The organism is Nostoc sp. CCY 9925 (assembly GCF_963920935.1).
Taxonomy (GTDB): Bacteria; Cyanobacteriota; Cyanobacteriia; order Cyanobacteriales; family Nostocaceae; genus Nostoc.
The window spans coordinates 1-24,807 of the sequence record NZ_CAWUDO010000042.1; the positions used below are offsets into that span (position 1 = coordinate 1).

Here is a 24,807-nt window from a genome sequence, read left to right on the forward strand (position 1 = left end):
AATCTACTCGTCAATTATTCCTTGACAGACTACTCTTTCCGACTTGTGTGTACACGGTAGCCCCGCAAGCTCTTAGGGGATTAAGGGGTGGGGTTCTTCGGGTTTAATAAGTAATCAAGCGGACATGATATAAGTCTTGAATCTATTCCCCGCAAGTATTTTTCAAATTGATATTACGAGTCGCAAAAGCAGGTTTTTAAGCCGCAAAAGCAGGTTTTTAAGTCGCAAAAGCAGGTTTTTAAGTCGCAAAAGCAGGTTTTTAAGTCGCAAAAGCAGCTTTTTAAGTCATAAACTTGATTTAAATGTCGTAAAATAATCTTAGACTGGCTTAAAATGCGATAAAGTCACAATAAACGCTTAATTTGGATTACTTAGCCAGTTTTTAATCAAATATCTCAAATCCAGAATCGATACTATTCCCAAGTTGACACATCTCGTAGTAAATCGGGAATTTCTCCTTGAGATAAGGGAAACTCCAGAATCGTCTCTCTGTAACCTAGATACCCAGATTCAGCAAACGATAACAGCATCCGGCAAAGCGCCAGCCAAACCTCCGGTTCGTACTCCCAATCACGATAACGCGAAGCTTGACCAGCAATTGAACGCAGCGCCCAGAAATATGAATTTCTGACCACAGAACCACCCTTTTTAAACTCTGGCAAATCTTCATGGTGGATAAAAAGTACTTTATTTTCAATTCTGGCTTTCATTGAAATTTTAGATTTTAGATTTTGGATTTTAGATTAAAAGTAAATTTTTAGTAGGGTGCGCTATGGCTGTAGCCTAACGCACCATCTTGTATGGCGATGTGCCAAGTGTTTTAATCATCTTTTTGATTATAAATAATAACTAATCCTGCATAATTATTTACACACTTAAAATAAGTAATAGGCAATAGCTATTGCCTATTGCCTATTACCTGACTTGAGTCTAAATTAATTTTGCTGAACCACTCACTTACAAACTTGAACTTAAACCTACACGAAATGTAAAACCAGGGCTATATATGCGATTAACTCGCTCGTATTGTTCGCCTAGCAAATTTTCGAGGTAAACTGTCAATCCTAAATTGCTAGTTAAAGGTATACGACCAGTGAAATCTAAATTCACAAAAGATGGCGCAAAATCTGTAGTCCTATCACCAGGGTTCGTAAAGATAGATCTGCGAGCGCCACTGTTGTAAGTAACATATAAGTTAGCTTGCCAACCTGCACTTTGATAACCTACACCAGTTTGCAGTACAGAGTAAGGAATTGAACCTAACTGTAAACCTCTTTCTGCTCCTGTTTTAATTTGGGCATCTGTATAAGTATAGTTGAGAAAAGTTGACCATCCAGTAGCAATTTTTAATTGCAATGCGGCTTCTAAACCATTGGTATCTACTAATCCAATGTTTGCCCATCTTCCTGCTATGACTCCCAGGCGATCGCTTATACTACTACCAAAGTAAGTAAACTGTCCAATCAAATTGTCAGAAAATTTGACATCCACTCCTGCACTCCAAGTTGAGCCACTTTCTGGCTCTAAATCGGGGTTAGGTTCCCAACCATGAACCGTATCATAAACATATAGCTGATCTAACCCAGGATTGCGTTGTCCCCCGGCCCAACTTCCACGCACTGCTACTATTGGTGTAACTGCATAACGTAAACCGGCACTAGGATTCAAATAACTTCCAAACTCACTGTCAAAGCTTTGTCTTAGTCCTAAATCTATCAGAAAACTTTCGCCAATATTCAAAGTATTTACAGCAAATAAAGCTGTATTGAACAAACTCCTATTTTCAGTTTCGTTATTGCCAATCCTAGTAGGATTTGTACTCAAAACATCACCGTTTAAGTCAGTATTTTTCAAATCTAAACCCCAGCGCAATTTATTATTGGTAGTAATTTTCCATTCATGATCTACCCTAGCTGTGAGTTGTTGTGTATCTAAAACTCCTGTACGGTAAAATGCTCCTGTAGGGCCGTAGGTGCTGAAATAATCTTGGTTATAACCAATTGATGTTGTCAGATTAGAGCTTTCCCCATTACCGAGCCTAGTTTTCCAAGATAGGCCAACATTTAAACCATCATGGTCTAATCTATCTTGCTGGAGAGGAAAACCGAAATAAATTAAGCCGCGACGACTGCTGAGTTTAGTAATATCTAAATTCAAAGAATTTTTTTGATCTAAATCTACACCAATGCTACCAAAGTAAGTACTTGTAGCTGTGTCTGCATTCGATAAAAACCCTTGACTATCGCGATTTGCTGCACCTACAGGTACACGATAACGGTTATCTGAAAAGAATCTTTCAAAGCTGAAGTTGTATTTTACAGAATCAACCGAACCACCATAGGTTACTTGTTGATTATTTAAACTCAATGAGCCAAATTCTGTAGTCCCAGAAAATTTTGGTTGTCCATAACCTTCTTTGGTGATGATATTAACAACTCCCCCAAAGGCTGAGGAACCATACAAAGTTGAGGCTGTGCCGCTATATAATTCTACTCGTTCAATAGCTTCTACAGGAATGCTATTTAAATCAGTTCCACCATGATAGGTGTTGACATTATTGTTAATTGGTCTGCCATTAATCAGAAATACAGATTGATTAATTGAGGCTCCCCGGTAATATGTTCCTGTGTGAATATCTGCACCGGGACCTACATCATTGATAGCAAAACCAGGCATTCTTTTCAAAATATCAGCTAAACTGGTAGCACCTTGCTTTTGAATTTCTTCTTTTTCAATTACGTAAGTTGGTGTAGACTGAGGCAGGCTATCTGGTTCTGCGATCGCTTCTATGTTAATGCCTTCATCATCGCTAGAATCTGACTCTATTTCCGGCTGAGTTTCTGACTCAATTTCACTCGGTGCAGATTCTTGAGTTAATAATTCAGCATTAGTCGCTGGTAACTCAATTTCACTCAAAGTGGGAATATTTGAAATAGCTTCGTTTGATTTAACGGTATTTCTCTGCTGAATTTCAGTATCAGCAGCCAAGCCAGGAAACGCTATCAGTAAACTGGGTAAACCTACTGTTAGCAACAAAAAATCTTTTTTCACCTTTTCTCTCACACCAAGTTAAAACAGTCACCACGGGTATTCTTGCGGTTGCGGTACAACTATGTCAAAAGACACAGTGTCATATTTGCACCAATCAGGAGTACAGCAACTTGAAAAGCGCCTAGCCCAAAAGAAGTAGTTGCATGTGTTTTTGATTTGGAAGTTCTTAAATCAGCGATCGCTCCTCATACTTAACCCCGCCTGAATTTACGTACATCGGCACTCTTTGTCTATAATCCTTTTCTAAAGCGCTTTTTAGAAATTTACATCACAAATTAAATAGTGACTCAAGTAACAAATACATATCACCTTCACCTGTATTGCAGACTTGAATACACACGCTATGCTTTTCAAACGCAAATTTTATGTTTTTTGTCAATCTATAATTAGAAATATAATTTTATACTATATTTATTTTATACTTTAATTTTATGTATATATTAATATCTCTCTTTTGATAGAAGATTATATCTATTATTAGCTTCTTACCTTTTACTGAAGTAAGTTTATAACATATTGTTTTGTCATAAAATCATGACTTAACAGTAAAATTACTTAAATATAACGTATAGAATTTGAAAAGTTTATTTTTTATCAAATTTTATTAAAAAATATAGATATATAAAAACTTCCTTAGTTTATATGTATCAACTAAGGAAAATACTTAGGACAACTAAGTATATAAAAATAGTTTTAGTAACAAATAATTTTTAGTCTAAGTACTTAAAGACAACCTGCGTATTACAAACTATACATTGTAGTAAAAATATCTGTCAATTAATTAAAATTGCTTAAGAATACGGTTACGATTATAAAAAAAAAGTTAAATAATCATTGATAAGTTCGGAAGTTCAAACGAACACCACTAAAAAACAATTTTTCTACTTGACTACTGTAGTAGCCAAGTCAACTTTTTCTCATTAAAAAATTATTACATTCATTGAGATATTAATAAAATGCCAAAAAATTAATTCTTCAAATAAATCTACTAATAAAAGCAAGGAATTTGAGGTATCAAAATATTAAACTTTACCCAAAATAAATATACCTTAAATATACTTTTTTGTGCTGCTTTTAGCAAAAAAAATTACAACCTAAAATAAATATGTAGATATACTTATTTTTTGTATCTACATACTTTGACATCAAAATTTTAGTTAAAAGCTTCCAGTTTTGAGAGTTTTGACATCTCATTTTGGAAGACGGATTAAAAAGCTTAATTTAGTAGTCCTATAGAACTAGTAGCTTGTTCCTCGGTAGCTTTTAGTAAAAAAGCTCCTTTGATGATAGTGCTCAGTATTTATTACTACAGCAATCCTAAAATTAGTTGTGAACACTAAAGAGTTTTTGCGATCTCTTTTCTGGGCGTCTCTGTCTAGGAAGTTTGTCATGCAACGCTAGTTTGCACAAGTCGCGTAATCTGCCCAAGCGACTTGTTAAACTTGGCGCTGCGTATGATGCCTGAGATTTTTTTTAAAATTTATTGTTCACAACCTAAATAAGATAGCTGTACTACTAATTTAATTTGACAATTACTTAAGGATAGAAAAATACAATGGATGCACAAACTAGAGTTGTATCTTCAAATTTTGCAGCAATAAATTTATCGAAAAGTCTGCTTCGAGAGTTGCATTTGCTTTGGCAATTTACTGGGCGTGATATTTCGAGTACTATCATACCACCAATACTATTTATAGTAGCTGCGTGGGATTATGTAGAATCATCTTTGAGTGAATTACTTTTTGCATTGGCATGTGGCACATTATTTGTTTGGTTGTACCTTTTTTCATTTTGTTTATCTAATCAAATAGCCGGTGTAGAAGAAGATCGAATCAATAAGCCAAATCGCCCGCTGGTGACAGGAAAAATCTCACTTCATGGAGCTTTAGTGAGATGGTTTTTGAGTATGGCCTTATTTACATTTATAGGCTGGTATTTTGGGGTTTTAGAATGGGCTTTAATTTGCCAAATGGTTGTAATCCTGCATAATTTTGGCGGTTGGGATAAGCACTGGATTACCAAAAACTTCTTGATTGGATTAGGTACATTCGCCCACTTGGCAGCAGTCTGGCAATTAGTGACGCCAATTACACCGATTGCTTGGCGCTGGCTATTTCTCATCGGTGCTATCTGGAGTACATTAGTCGCGGTTCAGGATCTTCGAGATATAGAGGGTGATTTGGCTGTTAACCGAAGCACATTTCCCATCGCCTTTGGAGAAAAAGCAAGTCGATTTCTACTGAGTCTGGGCTTTGGATTATTACCATTTATTATCCATTTCATATTGATGATGCCCACGCAAAATACTACAAGTACTTTACTGTGTGATATTGTACTAGCAGTATTTAGCTGGTTGATTGCAGCCCGGATTGTATTTAATCGCTCTCCACAAGAAGATCATCAGACTTACATGCTGTTTACTTACTGGTATTGTCTTGTTTTGGCTAGCGCGATCGTTGTTCTTTAAGTCATACAGCAGAATTCAGAATTCAAAATTCAAGGGCAAACTTTTCTCACAAGGTAATAAGTATGACTAATTTAGAAGCATTTACTTCATCTCTACAATCAACTGTTCGCTGTCCTAAACACGCTATTGTCATCGGGGGAAGTATCGCTGGACTGCTAGCTGCCAAAGCACTAACCAAATACTTTGAGCGAGTAACAGTTATTGAACGAGATAACTTCACACAAGAAGCAGAATACCGTCACGGTGTACCCCAATCTCCTCACGTCCATACCCTGCTCAAGCGTGGTTTGCAGTCGTTGGAAGAACTTTTTCCTGGTATAGAGGCTCAATTAGCTGATTCAGGTGCATCTCCTATAGATTGGGGAAATGATTTGCCCTGGCTGGGTTTTGCGGGTTGGGCACCCCGCTTTAATTCTGATTTAATTACTCACGCTTGCAGTCGAAATCTTCTAGAGCAGACTATCCGCTGCCGATTAGCTGCTGAAGACAATCTGGCGTTTATGCAAGAAGGACAGGTAGTTTCTTTATTGTCTAGTTCAGACCGGACTAGTGTTACAGGTGTAAGAGTACGCTTTCGCAATCATCCAGAAACAGATTTAACTGCTGATTTGGTTGTGGATGCGAGTGGACGCAATTCGCCGGCGCCTCAATGGTTAGAAGCAATGGGTTACGCACCGCCCCAAGAGACAGTAATTAATTCTTTTTTGGGCTATGCCAGCTGTTGGTATGAGCCTCCAACTAATTTGCAATATGATTGGCAGTCTTTGTATGTAACAGTACAACCACCAAATAACAATCGTGGTGGTGTGATTTATAAAGTTGAAGGTAATCGTTGGATTCTCACACTTATAGGTGTAGGTAAAGATTATCCACCTACCGACAAAGATGGCTTTTTAGACTTTGCTCGTAGCTTGCGATCGCCAGCTATCTATGAGGCTATCAAAGATGCCCAGCCACTCTCATCCATCTATGGTTATCGGCGGACAGAAAATCGCCTGCGTCATTATGAAAAACTTAAAAGATTACCAGAAGGCTTTGTGTTAGTAGGTGATGCCGTCTGTGCTTTTAATCCAGTCTACGGACAAGGTATGACAGTTGCCGCTTTAGATGCATTGACTCTAGATCAATGTTTAAATCAGCAATTATCTAAACATTCCGACGGCAATTTAATCGGTTTATCTCGACATTTTCAAAAACAATTAAACAAAGTAATTGCCGTACCTTGGTTAATGACAACAGGCGAAGATTTACGTTGGCATACCACTGAAGGAGGACAACCCGATTTCATAAGCCGACTCATGCAGCGCTATCTCGATCAAGTTTTGTTGCTACAAACTGAAAATGCCGAGATTCACAAGACATTTTTAGAAGTGATACACATGCTAAAGCCACCTACGGCATTTTTCCAGCCTAGTATTAGCACAAAAGTTTTGAAGCGACTGATTAATTGGCAAAGGAAAAATGAGCAGTTTGCTGATGAACAAGATGTTCCTAAAAAATTGTCTGTGATTACACAATCGTAATTTTGCAAAGGGAGTGGGGAGTCAATACGCTTGGGTTAAGGAAATTTATCTGTTTAGGCAGGGGGAGCAGGGGAAGCAGGGGTGTGGGAGGAGAGGGAGGTGTGGGAGGTGTGGGAGGATGGGGAAGAAATCTTTCCGCCCTCTCTCCCCTCTCTCCCCACACTCCCCACACTCCCCCATCCCCCCTCTCTCCCCACACTCCTCACACTCCCCACCTATGCGTGAGAAATTCGGGTTTGCCCTCTGCCCCTTTGCCCCTCCGCCTCTTTTACCCCACGCCCAGTCATTGCCGTATCGGTATCTCAATGATGAAATCAGTTCCTTCTCCTGGAACAGAAAGACAAGTTAACTGACCTTTGTGTTTGTCTACAACAATTTGATAGCTAATTGACAACCCTAACCCCATACCATTTCCTACCGTTTTAGTGGTAAAAAATGGGTCAAAGATTTTTTGTTGTACTTCAGGAGTCATTCCACAACCGTTATCAGAAATCCGAATCATCACCCTATTAGAATTTGTGAGTTCAGTAACAATGCGAATTTGTCCGTGAAATTGCGTAAGCGAAGCTCGTCGTAGACATCGCTGTAAGCTTCCTACGTGACTTCTCTGTTTGTCTACTAAGGAAAAATGACCAATGTCAAATGATTCTTCCAAAGCATCGATGGCATTATTAAGAATATTCATAAACACCTGATTAAGTTGGCCTGCATAACAAGTAACTTCTGGTAAATTTCCGTATTCTTTGATGATTTCAAGTTCAGTGCGTCCGCTCCTTTCTTCGCTATTTCCTTGAAGTCGGTGTTGTAAAAGCATCAAAGTACTATCAATACCTTCATGAATATTTACAGGCTTCATTTCCGATTCATCTAAGCGGGAGAAATTGCGTAAGCCTAAAATAATATTTCGGATACGTGAACTCCCCAGCTTCATAGAATCAATAATTTTTGGTAAATCATCTACTAGAAAATCGAGGTCAAATCTTTCAGTTTTTTCCTTAATTAAAGTAGAAGGATTTGAGTATTCCTCCTGATAAGTACTAATTAAATCCAACAACCATTGTACATACTCATTCACATGAGTGATATTTCCATGAATAAAGTTAATGGGGTTATTAATTTCATGTGCAATACCCGCCACCATTTGTCCTAAAGAAGACATTTTTTCACTTTGAATTAATTGAGTTTGGGTACTGTGTAATTCTTGGATAGTTTTTTGCAAACATTGATTTTTATCATTCAACTCTTGGGTTCTCTCATTAACTTTTTCCTCTAGAGTTTGGCTATATTTTTCTAAGTTTTTATAAAGGATAGCATTCTCCAAAGATATTGCTGCTTGAGTGCTGAGGAGATTGATTATTCCGATGCGATCGCCCGTAAATGCTGCTATTGTTAGGTTATTTTCGAGATAAAGAATACCCAGCAAATTACCTTGATTAATAATTGGAATACACAAGAGACTCTTAGGCTGCTCTTGAACAATGTAGCAATCATTTACTAAAAAGTTAACAGTCTTTGCATTATCGCTAACAAAGATTTGTCTTGTACGTTTAACGTAATTAATTAAAGTAATGGGAACATCCAAACTGGAATCTAAATCAATTGATGGAAACTGTGTAGAAATATTCCCAAACGTTGAACTTAAACCGACTGCTGCAACAGTTAAGTTGAACTTATCACCTTCACTCAAAATCATAGCGCACTTAGAAGCCCCGGCATTTTCGATCACAACTGCTATTAATGCAGAAAGCAGTTGCTCCATCTCGATTTTCCCCGAGATTGCTTGAGAAGCTTTAATTACAGATGTCAAATCTAGCATATCGGAAATGCTAGTACTAAGAACGGTTTCATTATTACTAGAAATTGAATGCGATATCCGGATGGAAGCAGTGCTGCGATCGTTGATATGGATATTAAGTTTTTCTTGCTGGATAATCTGAGCAAGTAATTGATAATAGCGTTTTTGCAAATCTTCAACTTTAGCTAATGCTCCCCACTTCACGTAGCTATAGTAGGCATCAGTCAGGTAAGTTTGGGCAATCTTTTGTTTATTAATTTCTAAATAAAACTTAGCTGCAAGCTCCTGAGCTAGAGCTTCTTCATTCAGATATCCATGTTCTTTAGCATAGGCGATCGCTTGGTCATAATCATCCATAGCTTCAAGATATTCACCAATAACTCGATGTCGTTCTGCCTCTACTAAATAAAATTTATGTAAATAATTCATTGGGGCATAATGGGCCCATTGACTCATCTTTTCCTGATTAGCAGCTACCTTTTCGAGGTTTTGTTGTTGTTCAATTTCTGCAATATTAGGATATACAGCTAATCTAGCTAATGAATCGTAAAAATAGAAAATAGGAACAACTAGTTGTCCTATGCCACCATCTAAATATTTCTCTGCTAAAATTGCATTTTCTACTGCTTGAAAGTATTCTTGAAATAAATAGCAGAGATGTAGCTTGCCCAAATATAGATATAAAAGACCTACTCCATCTTTAGCTTCCAGATGAATGGGCAGCATTTTATTTTCGTCGTAAGCTATACCAACTAAACAACATGGGTTTTCCGCATTTCCTAGCAAATTTAAAACGATTTGTTTATAGATGTTACTCCAATTCAAAGGTCTTTCTTGTTTTATCTGACTAATAGCATCATTGTAATTCTCTATTTCTTGCTCTAATTCTGTTAATTCTTTGCCGATGAAATATGAAAAGCTAGAATAATACATTAAACAATAAGCTGCAAATTCTAAATCACCTGTCTCTAAGCCGACAGAGTAAGATTCAAGCAAAGGTTTTAATGTTTCTTTAACATGTTTATGCCAAATTTCGATGAGAGAATGAAATCCTTGCATCACTCTGGCTTTTATCTCTTTAGCACCAGATTTAGCCAATAAATTTAAAGCTAACTTGCCAAATTGATAACCAGATTCAAAATCTTTTATAACTCCACAAAGCATTACTCCATAAACAACATAAGCATAAGCAGACAAGGAAGCGTTACCATATTTTATTGATAAATTTATTTGTTTGAGACAAATAAGTAAGAACAATTCAGCAGCAACTTGATAAGCAACCGGAGCAGTACTAGATAAAATACGCATAGCTGCTAAAAGTTGAGGCTGATTCATATCTGAGAGATTAATTAATTCCTGAATCTGCTTTCCAGCGAGATTAGATGTTATTTCTGCCATCGCTAATTGTATATCAAGCTGGTTTGGGCGATCGGGAAATTCCACTCCTAATAATTTTAAAAAGCTTAGGGAAGTATTGACAGATGCTAATGCTTTATTTTGCGCTCCATCAGCTTGAATTTTGATTTCATAAACTTTTACTTTTTCCAGTAATGTTTTTGCTTGTGCTAATACTACCTCTATTAATTCCTCCATTTTTTCAAAGTTACCATTCAGGTATGCAGCCTCCGCTGCTGTTTCATATAAAGCGATACTTATCTCATATTTTGTCTGCCAACTATCATTTGATAGTAGTTCTATACCAGTACTTAAATACTTGGTTGCAGCAAGATAAGCTGTCGAGGCTATAGCTTTACGTCCAGCTAATAAATTCATCTGAGCTAGTTCATCGCGTTGAGTCCTATCTGTGATAATTTCAACTGCAATATTAAACTGATTCACTAACTGAAAAATCTTTTCTTCCCGTTCTGCAACTGAGATATTTTTTAATAGTAGTTGCCCAATACGCAAATGAATTTGCTTTTTTTGGTCTTGGGGAATGAGAGAATAAGCAGCTTGCTGCACTCTATCATGTATAAATTTGTATCGAGGGCACAGAGAGTGATTCAGTGGTAGATTTTGCGGTTTTTGGCTATCAAAAGCTTCTACTGAAACACTACCATTTTGAAATAATTTATAAGCTTCAGTTTGAGGTAAAACTAGCCCTTCATATAAAGCTTTCCATATTTCAGATGCTGTGTCTACCGCAGATTTCTCATTAATGATGGCAAGAGTTTTTAAATCAAATTCATTACCGATGCAAGCTGCAAATTTTAAAACATCTTGCGTCATTTTGGGTAACTTCTCTATTTGAAGCGCCATAAATTCGACGACATCATCTGTGAGGGCCAATATTTGCAAGTCGGCAAGATTATACTGCCAACATCCAAGATTATAATTAAATTTAATAATACTCTCTTTGTGTAAAGACTTGAGAAATTGAATTCCAAAAAAAGGATTACCTTTAGTTTTAGCAAAGACCATTTGCGTAAGAGGAACAGCTGCATCTTGTTGACAACAGAGAGTCTCAGCAATCAAAGAATTTAAATTATTTTGATTTAAAGGCCTTAAAATAATATGATTAATAGACGTTCCTGTTTTTTCAATTTCCTGTATAGTCAAATAGAACGGGTGTGCTTGAGAAACTTCATTATCGCGATATGCACCAATCAGTAATAAACTAGCTTCACTATTATCGATAATCGGCGTGCGATCGCCTTCCCAAGATTCTCCATCAAAGTTAGGAATCCATATATTTTCTTGAATTTCAAGAGAAGATAAAATAGATTTTTTAGTTACAACATTACTTTGATTCATTAATAATAGAATAAATTTCAAAGATGTTGTGTCTGCCCATTGCAAATCATCCAAGAAGATTACCAAAGGACGTTCTTTACTAATAAATACCTGAATGAATCTCTTAAATAATAAATTGAAGCGATTTTGGGCAGCATTACCAGAGAGTTCAGCAAAGTTTGGTTGTTTGCCAATAATCTGTTCTAGCGCAGGAATCACATCACTAATTACCTGAGCTTGTTCGCCTAGCGCTGAAAGAATTTTTAGCTTCCATTCTGCAATTTGAGCCTCAGTTTCTATCAAAATTTGTCCGATTAAGTCGCTAAAAGCTTGTACGAATGCCGATAGGGGAATCTCCCGTTGAAACTGGTCAAATTTACCTTTAATAAAGTAACTACGTTGTCGGACGATAGGTTTATGGACCTCGTTAACTACCGCAGTTTTGCCAATACCAGAAAAACCTGCAACCAATACCATTTCTGTTTTTCCCTCTGTCACACGGTCAAAAGCTGCAAGAAGACTTGCTACTTCTTCTTGACGACCATAAAGTTTTTCGGGAATCAGGAAACGGTCTGAAATATCTTTAATTGCTAACTCAAAAAATGGAATATTACCAGTTTCTTCCCAGTTTTTATAGCACATCTGTAAATCATGCTTCAGTCCGTAAGTACTTTGATAGCGGTCTTCGGCATTTTTGGACATTAATTTAATTACGATGTTGCAAATGACTTGTGGAATCTCCTCGTTTATGAATTTTGAATTGTGAATTTTCAATTTGTCTGGTTGTTTGGCAATATGAGCATGGACTAACTCCATTGGGTCATTACTAGTGAAGGGTAATTCTCCACTAATAAGTTCAAAAAATGTGACCCCCAAGGAATAGAAATCGCTACGGTAATCAATACCACGGTTCATTCTTCCAGTTTGTTCGGGGGAAATATAAGCTAATGTTCCTTCTAGGACGTTAGGATTAGTAAGGAATTGAATTTCTCTTGGTAGTAGGGTAGCGATGCTGAAGTCAATAAGTTTGACTTCAAGAGTGCTAGGATTAATCAGGATATTGGCGGGTTTAATGTCTTTATGAATGATGCGATCGCGATGCAGTTCCTCTAGAATAGATACAATTTGTATAGCAATTTGAAAAAACTCCCCTAAGCTGGCAGTATCTTTTTCTTTCCTCTTTCCCCAATCTTTGAGGGATATGCCGCTAAAGTCTTCCATCACTAGCGCATAGGCATTACGGTAATTCTCTAAGCTCAGAGGTTTAACTATCCCCTTCAAATTGAGGTTTTTAGTGATTGTATATTGATTTCGGAATTGGGCAATCTCATGGATGGTAGGATACTCATTCCGCATCAATTTGATGACCACTATCTTTTGGTCTTGTTTTCTGATAGCTCGATAAACTAAAGTTTTACTACCTGAATAAATTTGCTCTGTTATGCGATATCCAGAAAGGGGAAGTATATCATTGGATAGTACTATCATTGCAGTGCTATTTGTAGTATTGTGATTCAGCCTTAGTATTCCCCTTTACATATTCTTAATATCAGTTTTTGTAGATATAGTTATAGATTTGCTAGAAAACTCAATTATTTATTCCTGAGAGATTTTACTTAACTAAATGTCAATTTAAGTTCAAATTTACGTATAATTATCATCTTGTAACTCACTACTACTGATTTGAACTTGAAATAAGAATACGGCAGATGTGTACATAGGTGCGTAGAGATGTAGATGCATACAGTCAATTAGGATGTTGGAATATTTTTAAAAATGATGTGAAAATTTCAGCACCAACAAAATTAGCGAGGCAAAAAGCCCCGCTAATTGTTAATTATTGAAGTTAGATTACTTTGCAATTAAATGAAGTACATAACCTCAAATCTCAAGCCAGATATGAAGACTCTTTTACGCCTAAATTTTGAGTTCTGAATTCAGAATTCTGATGATTTCAGTTCTACTTCCAGTCTTTATCTGCTTGGGAAAGCACATAGGCAGTAACATCTTCAATCTGCTCAGGTTTTAAACGTTTGCCAAAAGCAGGCATGGCATTTTTACCGTTTGTAACTTGAGCAATAATCGCCTCTGCTGAGTACATATCATACTTTTCCAAAGCACTCTTCTTCAAGCTCTTATCAGCTTGAACTAAATTCTTGCCACCTGCATGACAAGAAGCACAATTAGCACTAAATACTTTAGCTCCACTAACAGCATCTGCGGCTAAAGCTGGACTACTGAAGGCAAAAGTGAAGATTGCTATGCCTAACAGCATGACTTTAATAATTTTTTTCATTTCGTGTTCCCTCTGCAATAACGGCTGATTCGGTGGAATATCCTTCATAATTGTCAGTTGAGCCGCTGCTATAGTCAAATGACAAGCTGTCAAACTTAACCTTAAAATTTTTTGAATTAAAAATTATTGGCTACCATACCCATTAATCTCTAGATTATATATTTTTGCATTCTACAATATTTCTTAAGTTCCAAACCCGGTAAACTGACGTATATAGGGTTCGTGAAATGCTAAAATTATATCTTGTTTGGGTACTCCCATTTCAAGCAATCGATTGGCAATTCCTTCTTCTGTGCCATCATGTTGAATCCATATTTTGCCATCTTTAATATCAAGATGTAAGATACAGCCAAAATCGCGTTTATTTCCACGCCAGCCAACATAAAGTAATTGATAGTCGCCTTGCTCTTGGTCAAAAATTGAGCGAACGAACTTATCTGTTGAATTATGACACAGCCCCTAACTTATTCAGTGCATTTTCTGTAACGCGACAAATTCGCCAATCATCTAATATAGAAGCTCCCATGCTACGATAAAATGCTTGGGCTGATTCATTCCAATCCAACACACTCCATTCTAGCCGCCCACAATTGCGTTCTACAGCTATCTGGGCTACTTTAGTAAGGATAGCTTTACCAATACCTTGCCTGCGATATTCTGGTAAAACAAATAAGTCTTCTAGATAGATTCCTGGCTTAGTTAAAAATGTTGAATAATTATGAAAAAATAGGGCGAAACCAACAGCGTGACCACCAGATTCTGCTAATATTGCTTCTATATATCTGTGCGAACCAAATAAATGTTCCTTGAGTTCTAGAGCATTGCCTGTGACAGCATGAGATAGTTTTTCATACTCAGCAAGCCCTTCAATTAATTTAAACAGTACGCTGTAATCAGCTGGCTCGGCAAAACGCACAATCAAATTGCTACTCGAAGTCATTAGTCTATAGTCCATAGTCCATAGTCCATAGTCTATAGTCTATAGTTAACTGTGCAATTTTTGTGATTAATGACTAAACCAAAGCTGAAAAGGTACAAAACACCCGGTTTTTTTAGTTGGCGATCGCCCTCGCTCAAGAAATGTTTAGTTATGAAAGATAATTAGGTCAGGTATCATACCAATTTTGGATTTTGAATTTTGGATTTAAAGCCTGTAGTAAAGACTTTTCCAAAAATCTCTATTTATCCTAATTTGGTATTAGGTCTTGATTGCAGAGTAAAATTATTAGATCAACCAACCTTTTAAGCGTTTAGCTATATGGGGACGCCGCAATTTTCGCATAGCTTTACTTTGAATTTGTCGCACTCGCTCACGCGAAAGATTGAACATGTTCCCTACTTCTTCCAAAGTACACGGTTCGCTAGTTGTCAAACCATAGCGCAAAGAAATTACGTCTTTCTCCCGTGGAGTTAACACGTCACCCAATACTTCCCAAATCTCCTGACGCATCATGTTTTCGTTCATTTTTGCTTCTGGAGACAGGTTATCTTCATCTTCTAACAAATCCATCAATTCCGTGTCTTCTTCTTTACCAACGCGGTGGTTGAGAGACAGTGCTTGACGGCGTAATTGTTGTAATTGGCGTAGTTGTTGGACATTAATTTCCAACGCTTCTGCCATTTCAGCTTCGGAAGGATTTCGACAGAGTTTTTGCTTGAGTTCTCGTTGTGCTTTTTTGAGTTTATTAAGTTTTTCAACAATATGAATTGGTAGCCGGATTGTTCGCGCATCATTAGCGATCGCTCTGGTAATCGCTTGTCTAATCCACCAATAGGCGTAAGTAGAAAACTTATATCCTTTATCTGGATCGAACTTTTCTGTAGCGCGATTTAAACCCATTGCTCCTTCCTGAATTAAATCCAGAAAAGGCACTCCCCTATTTAGATATCGCTTGGCAATAGAAACTACTAATCTCAGATTAGAGCGAATCATTTTGCGTTTCGCTACTCTACCTTGATACAAGCGACTTTCTAATTGCTTTTCCGTCATTTCTAGCTCAGAAGCCACTTCTAATTTGCTAGGTTCTTGTCCCAATTTTAACTGCAAATTAGCTTGTAATTCCCTAATTTCTTCGAGAAACCTAACTCGCCGTGCTAACTCCACTTCTTCATCGGGTTTGAGCAGCGGATAACGCGCCATTTCTTTAAAAAATGCGCCTACAGCATCATCATGTTCGGTCTTATTGTATCCCGAAGGACGAGCCGCTGCCATCTCATCTCCATCACGTTCCTCCGATTCCAAATTTTCTACTAAAATTGGAGGCTCATCATCACTTACTGCATCTAAATTCTCCAGTAATAGTTCTTCACTATCAGCAGTATTCTCCAGTATTTCCATTTTTCCCAATTCAACAATATTCATAGTTTCCTTTAGGGATTGTTGCTTTGTTTGGTACATAATTTACTTACAGCTACTCGTTTGAGGCTTGGTAGTTTTCCCTAAGGGACGAATGCACCCGTTTATATAGCCAAATACAAGGTCATGCTAATTTCTCTTCAGGAATAAAAATTGCCTAGTACCTAACTAACTCAGGGTTACAGTTAGATACAAGCTATAATTTAACTGGCCTTCGCACCCAACAAAACTTGCTTATCAGGCTGACAACAGATATATTCTTCATTTTTTTCTTAATTACCAAATATGTCAAACCCCCTCAAACTTTCTCAACTTAACAAATGTAAAAATCTCAGCTAACTATCCAAATTTCTTAAATCTTCATATATCTTTCTAAATATTTTTAATGTCTAGGTGCTGGAAGTCACTGGATAGAACGAGAACCTGGTGTTGGGGTTATGCATTCCCGATTGTAAGTTACCCTGATAATACAAAATACAATAATGGCAGCTTAATTTCGGGATATTCTTATTTGTATAAAAGCATCTCATATGCATAAAGGGTTGAATATCTATCGATAGGCGGAAAAAGGCTACTCCCTATTTAGTAGATAGAGCCACTTTTGCAGCGATAGGCAAAATGCTTTTATTTGTATAGAGAACCCCAAATATTTATTGCATGTAAAGTTGATACGAATTTGTCTAGTAGATTACATAAGAGGAAACTTATCAAGTATTATGAAGAATAACAGTATTGAGAAATACCATTTATGTCTAACAAAGCAAAAAAATAATGTTGAGTTAGTAAAAGCTAGGTGAGTAAAATATCTAACAATTAAATCAGCAACTATGTATATTAATGACCTAAATTTATCTTCTTTAGTAGTAGCAGAACCGGGAGAATCTTATCACTCAGGCGTAACTCTTAATGCTTGGGTTGAAGTACTGGTAGACTGTCCAGGAACAACAACAGAAGTAGAAAAAGGCCCAAATCTATACCTGTATCGATTGCCAACTGGGTTAGAAGTCAAACCTGGAGATATTTTGAATGTGCCATTTGGTGCACAACATCTAACAGGAGTAGCCATTAGATTAGTGGCAAAACCTCCAGCAGATTTACCGCTAGAAAAAATTCGGGATGTGGAAGATGTTATTCAAAAGAAATTTTTCCGCGATAGTTATTGGACTCTGATGGAACGGGTATCGCAGTATTACTACACACAAATGATTCAGGTAATACGTACAGCGCTACCACCAGGATTATTGGGGCGCTCGCAGCGTCGTATCCGCTTAACTGTAGCTGGTGCATCAGTGTCTACTAACACTAATATTAATGGTTTGTTAGATACACCTTTGATGCGTGTTATTCGCCAACCTTATTCTTGCCTGATTCAGTTTTATTTACTTAATACAATCGAAAATAATAATTTGATTAAAATTTTGGCTTTATTAAGCTTTCAAAGTTTAGTAGCCAAAGTTAACAATAAAGATGCTAATAGAATTCTGCAACTTCTACAGCAACAATCAGACGGAGATTATAGCTTTCGGTACTTACAGAATCAAGTCCCACGAGCTTACCAGGCAGTCCGCGAACTATTGCGACGAGGTTTAGTAGAAAGTTACTTAGAACCGCCCCAACTAACTAAACCGAAATTTGAAAAAGCAGTGACGCTGGTGGGAAGTACACTTGACCGTGACTTAACGACTCGCCAACGAGAAATTTTAGAAGTCCTGCGGCGTCGTGGTGGGGAGTTGTGGCAAAGTGAATTATTGCAAGTTTGCAATGCTAGTTCCTCTATCGTCAAGACATTAGCACAAAAGGGTTGCATCGTCATCGAAGAACGGGAAGTATTGCGAACAGAACAAAGCCCAGCATTAGCTCAAGATCGACCAAAGACATTAAATGCAGATCAAGCTAGCGCCCTAGCCACAATCCAGGCACTAAATGGATTTGCTCAAGTTTTGTTGCATGGGGTGACAGGTTCGGGAAAAACCGAAGTATATTTGCAAGCGATCGCTCCACTACTCAACCAGGGTAAATCTGCCCTTGTTTTAGTCCCAGAAATTGGACTCACGCCCCAGCTAACCGACCGTTTTCGCGCCCGATTTGGCAATAAAGTTAGCGTTTATCACAGTGCCCTCTCAGATGGCGAACGTTACGACACCTGGCGACAAATGATTGCAGGAGATCCCCAAGTTGTCATAGGCACCCGCAGCGCCATTTTCGCTCCTTTGCCCAACTTGGGTTTAATCATCTTAGACGAAGAACACGACAGCAGCTTCAAGCAAGACTCACCGATCCCCACCTACCACGCCCGCACCGTCGCCCAATGGCGAGCCGAGTTAGAAAATTGTGCCTTGGTTTTAGGTTCCGCCACCCCTTCCTTGGAAAGTTGGCTGACTGTGAAGGAAGAAGACGCGGGGAAAGAAGGACACGAAGACACAGAGAATTTATCACAAACACTCTTTGCGTCCCCGCGTCCCCCCCTCCCCGCGTCCTCTTATTACCTCTCCCTCCCAGAACGCATCAACTCCCGCCCACTACCGCCAGTGGAAATAGTGGACATGCGTGAAGAATTGCAGCAGGGAAATCGTTCTATATTTAGTAGATCCTTGCAAGAAGCTTTGCAACAGCTAAAAGAAAGACAGCAGCAAGGAATTTTATTTATCCATCGCCGGGGACACAGTACCTTTGTATCTTGCCGCAGTTGTGGCTATGTCTTGGAATGTCCTTACTGTGATGTGTCGCTGGCATATCACCACACCGAAGAAGGAGCGCCAGAATTATTGCGGTGTCATTACTGTAACTATACGCGATCGCATCCCAAATTTTGCCCCGATTGCAGTTCTCCTTATCTCAAATTCTTCGGTAGCGGTACTCAGAAAGTCACCCAGGAACTAGCGCGACAATTCCCAGAATTGCGCTTGATTCGGTTTGATAGCGATACCACCCGCAACAAAGGCGCACACCGTACCTTACTTACGCAGTTTGCCAACGGCGAAGCAGATTTATTAGTAGGTACGCAAATGCTTACTAAAGGTTTGGATTTACCGCAGGTGACACTTGTGGGCGTTGTCGCCGCCGATGGGTTGCTAAATTTATCAGATTATCGTGCCAGCGAACGCGCATTTCAAACCTTGACTCAGGTAGCTGGACGTGCTGGCAGAGGAGACGATCCGGGTAGAGTTATTGTACAAACTTATACTTCAGAACATGCAGTAATTCAAGCGGTGCGATCGCACGATTATCAGTCTTTTTCTCAGGCAGAATTAGAACAGCGCCAAGCCCTTAATTATCCCCCCTACGGAAGGTTAATTTTATTGCGCTTGAGTAGTCTCGATCCCATTCAAGTGCAGAATACAGCCCAAATAATCGCTACAGCTTTAAGTGCAAATGAGGAATTAGAGATATTGGGGCCAGCACCAGCGGGTATTTTACGAGTTGCTAATCGTTATCGTTGGCAAATATTGATTAAATTCGCTCCTGATGAATTGCCGCAATTACCAGATTGGGAACAAGTGCGATCGCTTTGCCCCCAATCTGTTAGTTTGACAATAGACGTAGACCCATTAAATATTATGTAATTTTTTTTGGTAAAAAATAGATAAATAGTTTCTGGTTGAACTTTTTAAGTATAGTCAGATCCCCAACTTCTTAAATAAGTCGGGGATCTATAAGCCCTCATAACTAATGCGATGAACCACTAGTAGTCTGTTTCATTAATTTTGCTGGGTTAAAAGAACGAACCACAAAGGACGCAAAGAGCGCAAAGGAAGAAAAATTAAGAATGAGTTTACCCCTCGTAACTAATGCGATAGACCACTAGTGGTCTGTCCCATTAATTTTGCTGCGTGAATTAACTTTTTAACTTCTTTTGTTCTTTTTCTTTGCGTACTTTGCGTACTTTGCGGTTCGTTCCTTAAAACCCTCAGAATTAATGCGATAGACCACTAGTAAGTAGTGAAATGAGTAGCATTTAAATTCGATGCCGTAATTCCAGTTAACAAAGCAAGACTTACAGTGCCAATCTTAATCAAAGTATCATTATTACTCTGAGTAATAGACAAATTGGAATAGCTTATACCACTTGATAAAGCAATCAAATCTTCATTAATGTTGAAATCTTTGATTGTATCTCTACCTTCACCTTGGACAATCACAAAGATATCACTACCTGTGCCCCCCGTGAGATTATCAATACCCAAACCGCCGTAAATGCGATCGTTTCCTCCTCCACCAACAATGATGTCATTACTAGCAAAGCCAAAAATCAGATCGTCTGAGCTAGTTCCTTGTAACGGGTTATCAGTCTTAGATGTACCAGTGATAATGCTATTAATTTGGTTGTCACTTTTAATGTTAACGACATCAACATCGTCAACGATTAAATTGTTATATTTGGCATCACTACTAACTGCTTTGGCAGTAATAATTTGGTAAGCAATATTATCATCTGCAATACCATCATTAACACCTGTCACCGTGATGATTTGGGGCGTATTCCAGTTAGCTGCGGTAAATGTAACGCTAGAAACTGAAATAGTACCTTCATTCACATTGGAACTACTCAAACTTATGGTGACATCAGCAGTGGGTTGACTAGTAAGTTGAATATTAAAGTTAGCAGTACCACCAGCTTCGGTAGTTACTAGTCCAACGGCAGGAGAGATGGTGAAACCCGCTGTATCGTTGTCAGTAATAGTACCAGTAGCTTGGTTATCAGCGATGCTGGCGTTGGTGGGGTTTGTGAGATTGACAAAAAACCGCTCGCTGGATTCGGCAACAAAATCGTTGAGAATCGGTACGCTGATTGTTTGAGTGGTAACTCCAGGGTTGAAAGTCAGGGTTCCTGTAGCAGAGGTGTAATCAACGCCAGCGATCGCAGTATCATTACTCGTATTGTATTGGACTGTGATTACATCACTGCTGAGGTTGGAGAGTTTGACGGTAAAAACAAAATTGCCACTGGCTTCGGTACCGCTTTTATCTAGGATGGAGATAGCGGGTATATTGTCATCGTCAACTATGGTAACTGTGCCTGAAGCGATCGCACCTGTTTGCTTGGGGTGACTCAGGGTCAGATTAATGGTTTCGTCAGCTTCAGTAACCTTTTCACCCACAACATTTAATGTAATAGCCTTTGTTGTTTCCCCAGCAGCAAAAATTACAGATCCAGATACACCACTTGTAACGCCTGCAACTTTAATAGTGTTGTAATCGCTGCTCAAAGTTGCCGTGCCATTCAGAACATAATATACAGTACTGGCAATGCTAGTATCGCCACTACGGTTAACAGTGAAAGTGACAAGTTTGGTACCACTATTACCTTCGGTCACAGTTGCGCTAGCAGTTGAAATGGCGTAATTAACATTAGCAGGAAGAACAAAGTTAGTATCGCCTATGTGATTTAATGGTTGACCAGTAAAATTTTCAGGAGATGTATTAGTAGCAGTGCCTAATGTCAAATTCGGCGCTGTGCCAGTAACTACACTTGCCACCCAATCGGAGGCTGCTGAACCTGTGGTATTACCTGAACGCCCTACATATCCTGCTGTAAATGAGGTATTTACAACTGTGGCATTAGTTGGAACTGTGCCTCCGGCATTATTTCTAAATACAATCGAGCTGTATGCTATGTCTGTAGTTCCCCCGTCTAAAACTGAAACTGAATCCAGTACAATCCAATTTGAGTAAGTATCACCATCAGCAATACCATCATTATTTGAGTCAATATCATTGCTAAGAGTGGGTTTAGTAGTAGTTTGAATCAACAAGAAGCTAGCAGAGCCATTTTCTATGTTAGTTGTTGTACCAGTATCACCACTGTGACCTATTGAACTGGAGGTTGAACCTGAGGTTCCGTTTCCCCATCCACTTCCATTTCCACTATTAGTTAGGACATTTGCACCTGGGTTGACTGTATAAGCATTGCCTTTTTGCAACAGAACTAACAACCCATTGCTTCCAAATTGCTTACCAGACAAATCAAAAATATTCTGAATATCGCCAGGATTGGGGGAGCCAGAATCACCCTCAATTGCAACTAAATAAGTTCCCGGTGCTAGAGTCGCACCTGGGGTTCCACGCAATTCGATGTATTCATTATTAGCTGAGGTATTGAAGAGAATTTCGTTGATAAGTATCGGTTGAGGGGGAACAGGTTCATAGGGTTCATCAGAATTATAAAATAGCAGCGAAACATTTTTAGATTCACTGTTTGCCACCGCTAAGTCAGATTCACCATCCTTGTTGAAATCGCCTACGGCAAGAGAATAAGGTTTTGTGCCCACATTAAAGTTAGAGGCACTTCCAAACCCACCATTGCCATCTCCCAACAGCACTGAAACCGTGTCTGAGCCTGCATTTGCCACTGCTAAGTCAGATTTACCATCATTATCGAAGTCAATCACTGTAACAGATACAGGATTTAACCCCACATCAAAGTTAGTAGCAATTCCAAAGCTGCCAGCACCATTACCTAACAATATTGAGACATTATTAGAGTCATAATTTGCCACCGCCAGATCCAATTTGTTGTCTTTATTGAAATCCCCTGAAACGACAAAATTAGGATTTATTCCCACATTAAATTCGCCGGCAATGTTAAGAGTGCCATTAAGATTTCCCAAAAAGATTGAGACATTATTGAAGTAAGAACTCGTCACTGCTAGGTCAGATATTCCATCCTTGTTGAAGTCCCCCGCGGTGACAGAACTAGGACGGCTGGGAACTTTAAAGTTTTTGGGAGTTGCAAAGCCTCCAATACCATCTCCCAAGAGTAGCGAAATATTTTGGGAGCCATTGTTTGCCGTTACAATATCAGACTTTCCATCCTTGTTGAAGTCACCCACTGTCAGGGATATAGGAGATGATACTGATGGCAAAGCAAAATTGACAGCAGGCCCAAAACCGCCAGTGCCCTTAGTGTCTCCAAACAATACTGAGATGTTATTCGACAAAGTGTTTGCTGTTACCAAATCCAATCTGCCATCTTTGTCAAAGTCGGCTACAGCGAGAGAAGAAGGACTTAACCCATTGAACCCGACCACACTAAAGGTGCTAGCAGGTTTAAAAGTGCCATCACCCTTTCCCAAAAGTACCGAAACAGTGCTGGAGGACTTGTTTGCCGTTACTAGATCGATATTACCGTCTTTATTAAAGTCGCCGGTAACGATGGAATAGGGTCTTAATCCCACAAGAGGTGCAATGGTAATGCTGGCAGTCTCAGTTGCACTACTGTAGGCTGTAGTGTCACCACCAACACCGGGATCTATACTAACAGTGCCACTGGGGTTCCCGTCTGAAGTATCCCAAGCGCGGAAATTAATTGTAGCCGTGCCGTTGTAGCCAGGTTTAGGGACAAACCGGATTTTTTCTGTATCTTTGAGCAATGTAGCAGAAGTCTGGGATACAGCGAAATTCATCCAGTTGATGCCGCCATCTGTGGAGTATTGCCAAGTACCGTTGGTATTATTTGCACCAATGACGGCAATTCCTTCGACTGCATTCGTGTCTGCATCAGTGATGGGGTTGCCACCTGCACCTGTAGCAAGGAGCGCAGAAATTAAGATACCGGCGTTCTCGGCATCGGTTAAGTCTTGGGTAATGGTAGGGAGTTTGGGATTACCCGTATTGTTGAGTGTTGGTGCTGTGTTGGATGATAATAAAATTGAGCTATAAGCCTTCGTTGTCTCTGGTGTCAAAGCTAAATCTGACTCAATGGAGCCAACCTTAACTTCTAAATCCCAGTTACCCCCCAACTCGGCATTACCCGTGATGTCATCAGAAGCTGCCACATCTGCGCCTGTGATTTGGCTCAGAAGTTGCACAAAAGTTTGATCGAAAGATGCCACGTTACAACCGTAAAGCAGAATGTCGGCATCCTCAGTTAAATAATTTCTCCACTGTTGCAATTGATTGGTGTAGGAGTTCAAATTGTTGACATTGAGTTGGATTGCTCCTAATTGCAAACTTCCGCTACTGCCGTGGGAAATAATCTGAACTGATTGGTATGTGCCACCCTGCAAAGCTTGAGTTATTTGTTCTACCCCATCTTTATTGGAGTCAAGGATTACTACACTAGTGCCTGGTTGGATGCCAGCAATCAAACTTTGGTAGTCGATAACTGCTTGATCGATAAAAATAATATTTTGGTTTGGCATTTGTAATTCCTCAGTAAAATTAATTTGCGTTTTAGAAGTTTTGTTTTCTGGCAGTTGCAGCCTGATTATTAGACCCGCCTTGAAAATACGTAGTAGAGATTAGTCACACAGCGCTAAATGTCCGCTTCTGTACCTAAATTGAATCGGTAATTATAAGGTTCGTTTTGAGGTCAAACAGAAAAAAGTAGTATGATAATTAAGTACAAAATTACGCTAAAAATCCTATATTTTCTACTGTATTATTACTGCGATCGCTCAAATATACTAAAAGTTAAATTTTAGAGTTTAGTTATAAACTTAAATACTTTAAATTTCCATATTTAAATGAGTCAACGTCTTGTCAGATAAACTTGATAACAGTAAAATCACTAAAATTAGAGTTTTTAAAAGCCAAATATGTAATTTAATTAATATAAAAAATTGATCAAGCCGATTCATTTAGATC

At 38.6% G+C, this 24,807-nt stretch carries 10 protein-coding genes and 1 pseudogene; 3 read left to right on the top strand and 8 right to left on the bottom strand.

From position 1 onward, the window contains the following. Window positions 1-413 precede the first annotated feature (413 nt). Together ACM0OY_RS20750 and ACM0OY_RS20755 are read right to left on the bottom strand one after the other, a co-directional pair. Window positions 414-710, bottom strand: coding sequence for a hypothetical protein (locus tag ACM0OY_RS20750; protein WP_414570739.1), 297 nt, complete (start codon window positions 708-710; stop codon window positions 414-416). A gap of 247 nt (window positions 711-957) precedes the next feature. Beyond that, entirely contained in the window at window positions 958-3,051 is a 2,094-nt protein-coding gene (locus ACM0OY_RS20755) for a TonB-dependent receptor plug domain-containing protein (RefSeq protein ID WP_414570740.1), read from the bottom strand. 1,555 nt (window positions 3,052-4,606) lie between these two features. Here ACM0OY_RS20755 and ACM0OY_RS20760 point away from each other — a divergent pair. Continuing rightward, entirely contained in the window at window positions 4,607-5,518 is a 912-nt protein-coding gene (locus ACM0OY_RS20760) for a UbiA family prenyltransferase (RefSeq protein WP_414570741.1), read from the top strand. 62 nt (window positions 5,519-5,580) lie between these two features. Continuing rightward, window positions 5,581-7,041, top strand: coding sequence for an FAD-dependent oxidoreductase (locus tag ACM0OY_RS20765; protein WP_414570742.1), 1,461 nt, complete (start codon window positions 5,581-5,583; stop codon window positions 7,039-7,041). A gap of 283 nt (window positions 7,042-7,324) precedes the next feature. Here ACM0OY_RS20765 and ACM0OY_RS20770 read toward each other — a convergent pair whose 3' ends face one another. From ACM0OY_RS20770 to ACM0OY_RS20790, 5 genes and pseudogenes are all read right to left on the bottom strand, one after another. After that, window positions 7,325-13,057 carry a protein kinase domain-containing protein gene (locus ACM0OY_RS20770; protein WP_414570743.1) on the bottom strand — a complete coding sequence of 1,911 codons (5,733 nt, stop codon included), beginning with the start codon at window positions 13,055-13,057 and terminating at the stop codon, window positions 7,325-7,327. Window positions 13,058-13,529: 472 nt separating this feature from the next. Beyond that, window positions 13,530-13,865: a cytochrome c6 PetJ gene (gene petJ / locus ACM0OY_RS20775; protein WP_414570779.1), complete on the bottom strand. Its 336-nt coding sequence runs from the start codon at window positions 13,863-13,865 to the stop codon at window positions 13,530-13,532. A 183-nt stretch (window positions 13,866-14,048) separates the two neighbouring features. Further along, window positions 14,049-14,285 (bottom strand): annotated as a pseudogene (locus ACM0OY_RS20780) (XisI protein); the annotation flags it as partial. A gap of 25 nt (window positions 14,286-14,310) precedes the next feature. Further along, window positions 14,311-14,805: an N-acetyltransferase family protein gene (locus ACM0OY_RS20785; RefSeq protein ID WP_414570744.1), complete on the bottom strand. Its 495-nt coding sequence runs from the start codon at window positions 14,803-14,805 to the stop codon at window positions 14,311-14,313. Between the two features lie 285 nt (window positions 14,806-15,090). After that, the gene (locus ACM0OY_RS20790) at window positions 15,091-16,263 is read right to left on the bottom strand and encodes an RpoD/SigA family RNA polymerase sigma factor (RefSeq protein WP_414570745.1); all 1,173 of its coding nucleotides are present in this window, start codon (window positions 16,261-16,263) and stop codon (window positions 15,091-15,093) included. 785 nt (window positions 16,264-17,048) lie between these two features. On the opposite strand from ACM0OY_RS20790, the gene priA reads away from it, so the two are divergent. Next, complete coding sequence (gene priA, locus ACM0OY_RS20795; RefSeq protein ID WP_414570746.1) at window positions 17,049-19,784, top strand: primosomal protein N'; 2,736 nt, start codon at window positions 17,049-17,051, stop codon at window positions 19,782-19,784. Between the two features lie 366 nt (window positions 19,785-20,150). On the opposite strand, the gene ACM0OY_RS20800 is transcribed toward priA, so the two are convergent. Then, a complete protein-coding gene (locus ACM0OY_RS20800) occupies window positions 20,151-24,362 on the bottom strand; it encodes a DUF4347 domain-containing protein (RefSeq protein ID WP_414570747.1) in 4,212 nt (1,403 codons plus the stop codon). Window positions 24,363-24,807 lie beyond the last annotated feature (445 nt).

What these genes read in the sequence shown, in the direction of transcription:
- ACM0OY_RS20790 (WP_414570745.1), bottom strand. Translation starts at nt 16,263, where the DNA reads ATGTACCAAACAAAGCAACAATCCCTAAAGGAAACTATGAATATTGTT.
- ACM0OY_RS20770 (WP_414570743.1), bottom strand. Translation starts at nt 13,057, where the DNA reads ATGATAGTACTATCCAATGATATACTTCCCCTTTCTGGATATCGCATA.
- ACM0OY_RS20750 (WP_414570739.1), bottom strand. Translation starts at nt 710, where the DNA reads ATGAAAGCCAGAATTGAAAATAAAGTACTTTTTATCCACCATGAAGAT.
- ACM0OY_RS20800 (WP_414570747.1), bottom strand. Translation starts at nt 24,362, where the DNA reads ATGCCAAACCAAAATATTATTTTTATCGATCAAGCAGTTATCGACTAC.
- ACM0OY_RS20785 (WP_414570744.1), bottom strand. Translation starts at nt 14,805, where the DNA reads ATGACTTCGAGTAGCAATTTGATTGTGCGTTTTGCCGAGCCAGCTGAT.
- priA (WP_414570746.1), top strand. Translation starts at nt 17,049, where the DNA reads ATGTATATTAATGACCTAAATTTATCTTCTTTAGTAGTAGCAGAACCG.
- ACM0OY_RS20765 (WP_414570742.1), top strand. Translation starts at nt 5,581, where the DNA reads ATGACTAATTTAGAAGCATTTACTTCATCTCTACAATCAACTGTTCGC.
- ACM0OY_RS20760 (WP_414570741.1), top strand. Translation starts at nt 4,607, where the DNA reads ATGGATGCACAAACTAGAGTTGTATCTTCAAATTTTGCAGCAATAAAT.
- petJ (WP_414570779.1), bottom strand. Translation starts at nt 13,865, where the DNA reads ATGAAAAAAATTATTAAAGTCATGCTGTTAGGCATAGCAATCTTCACT.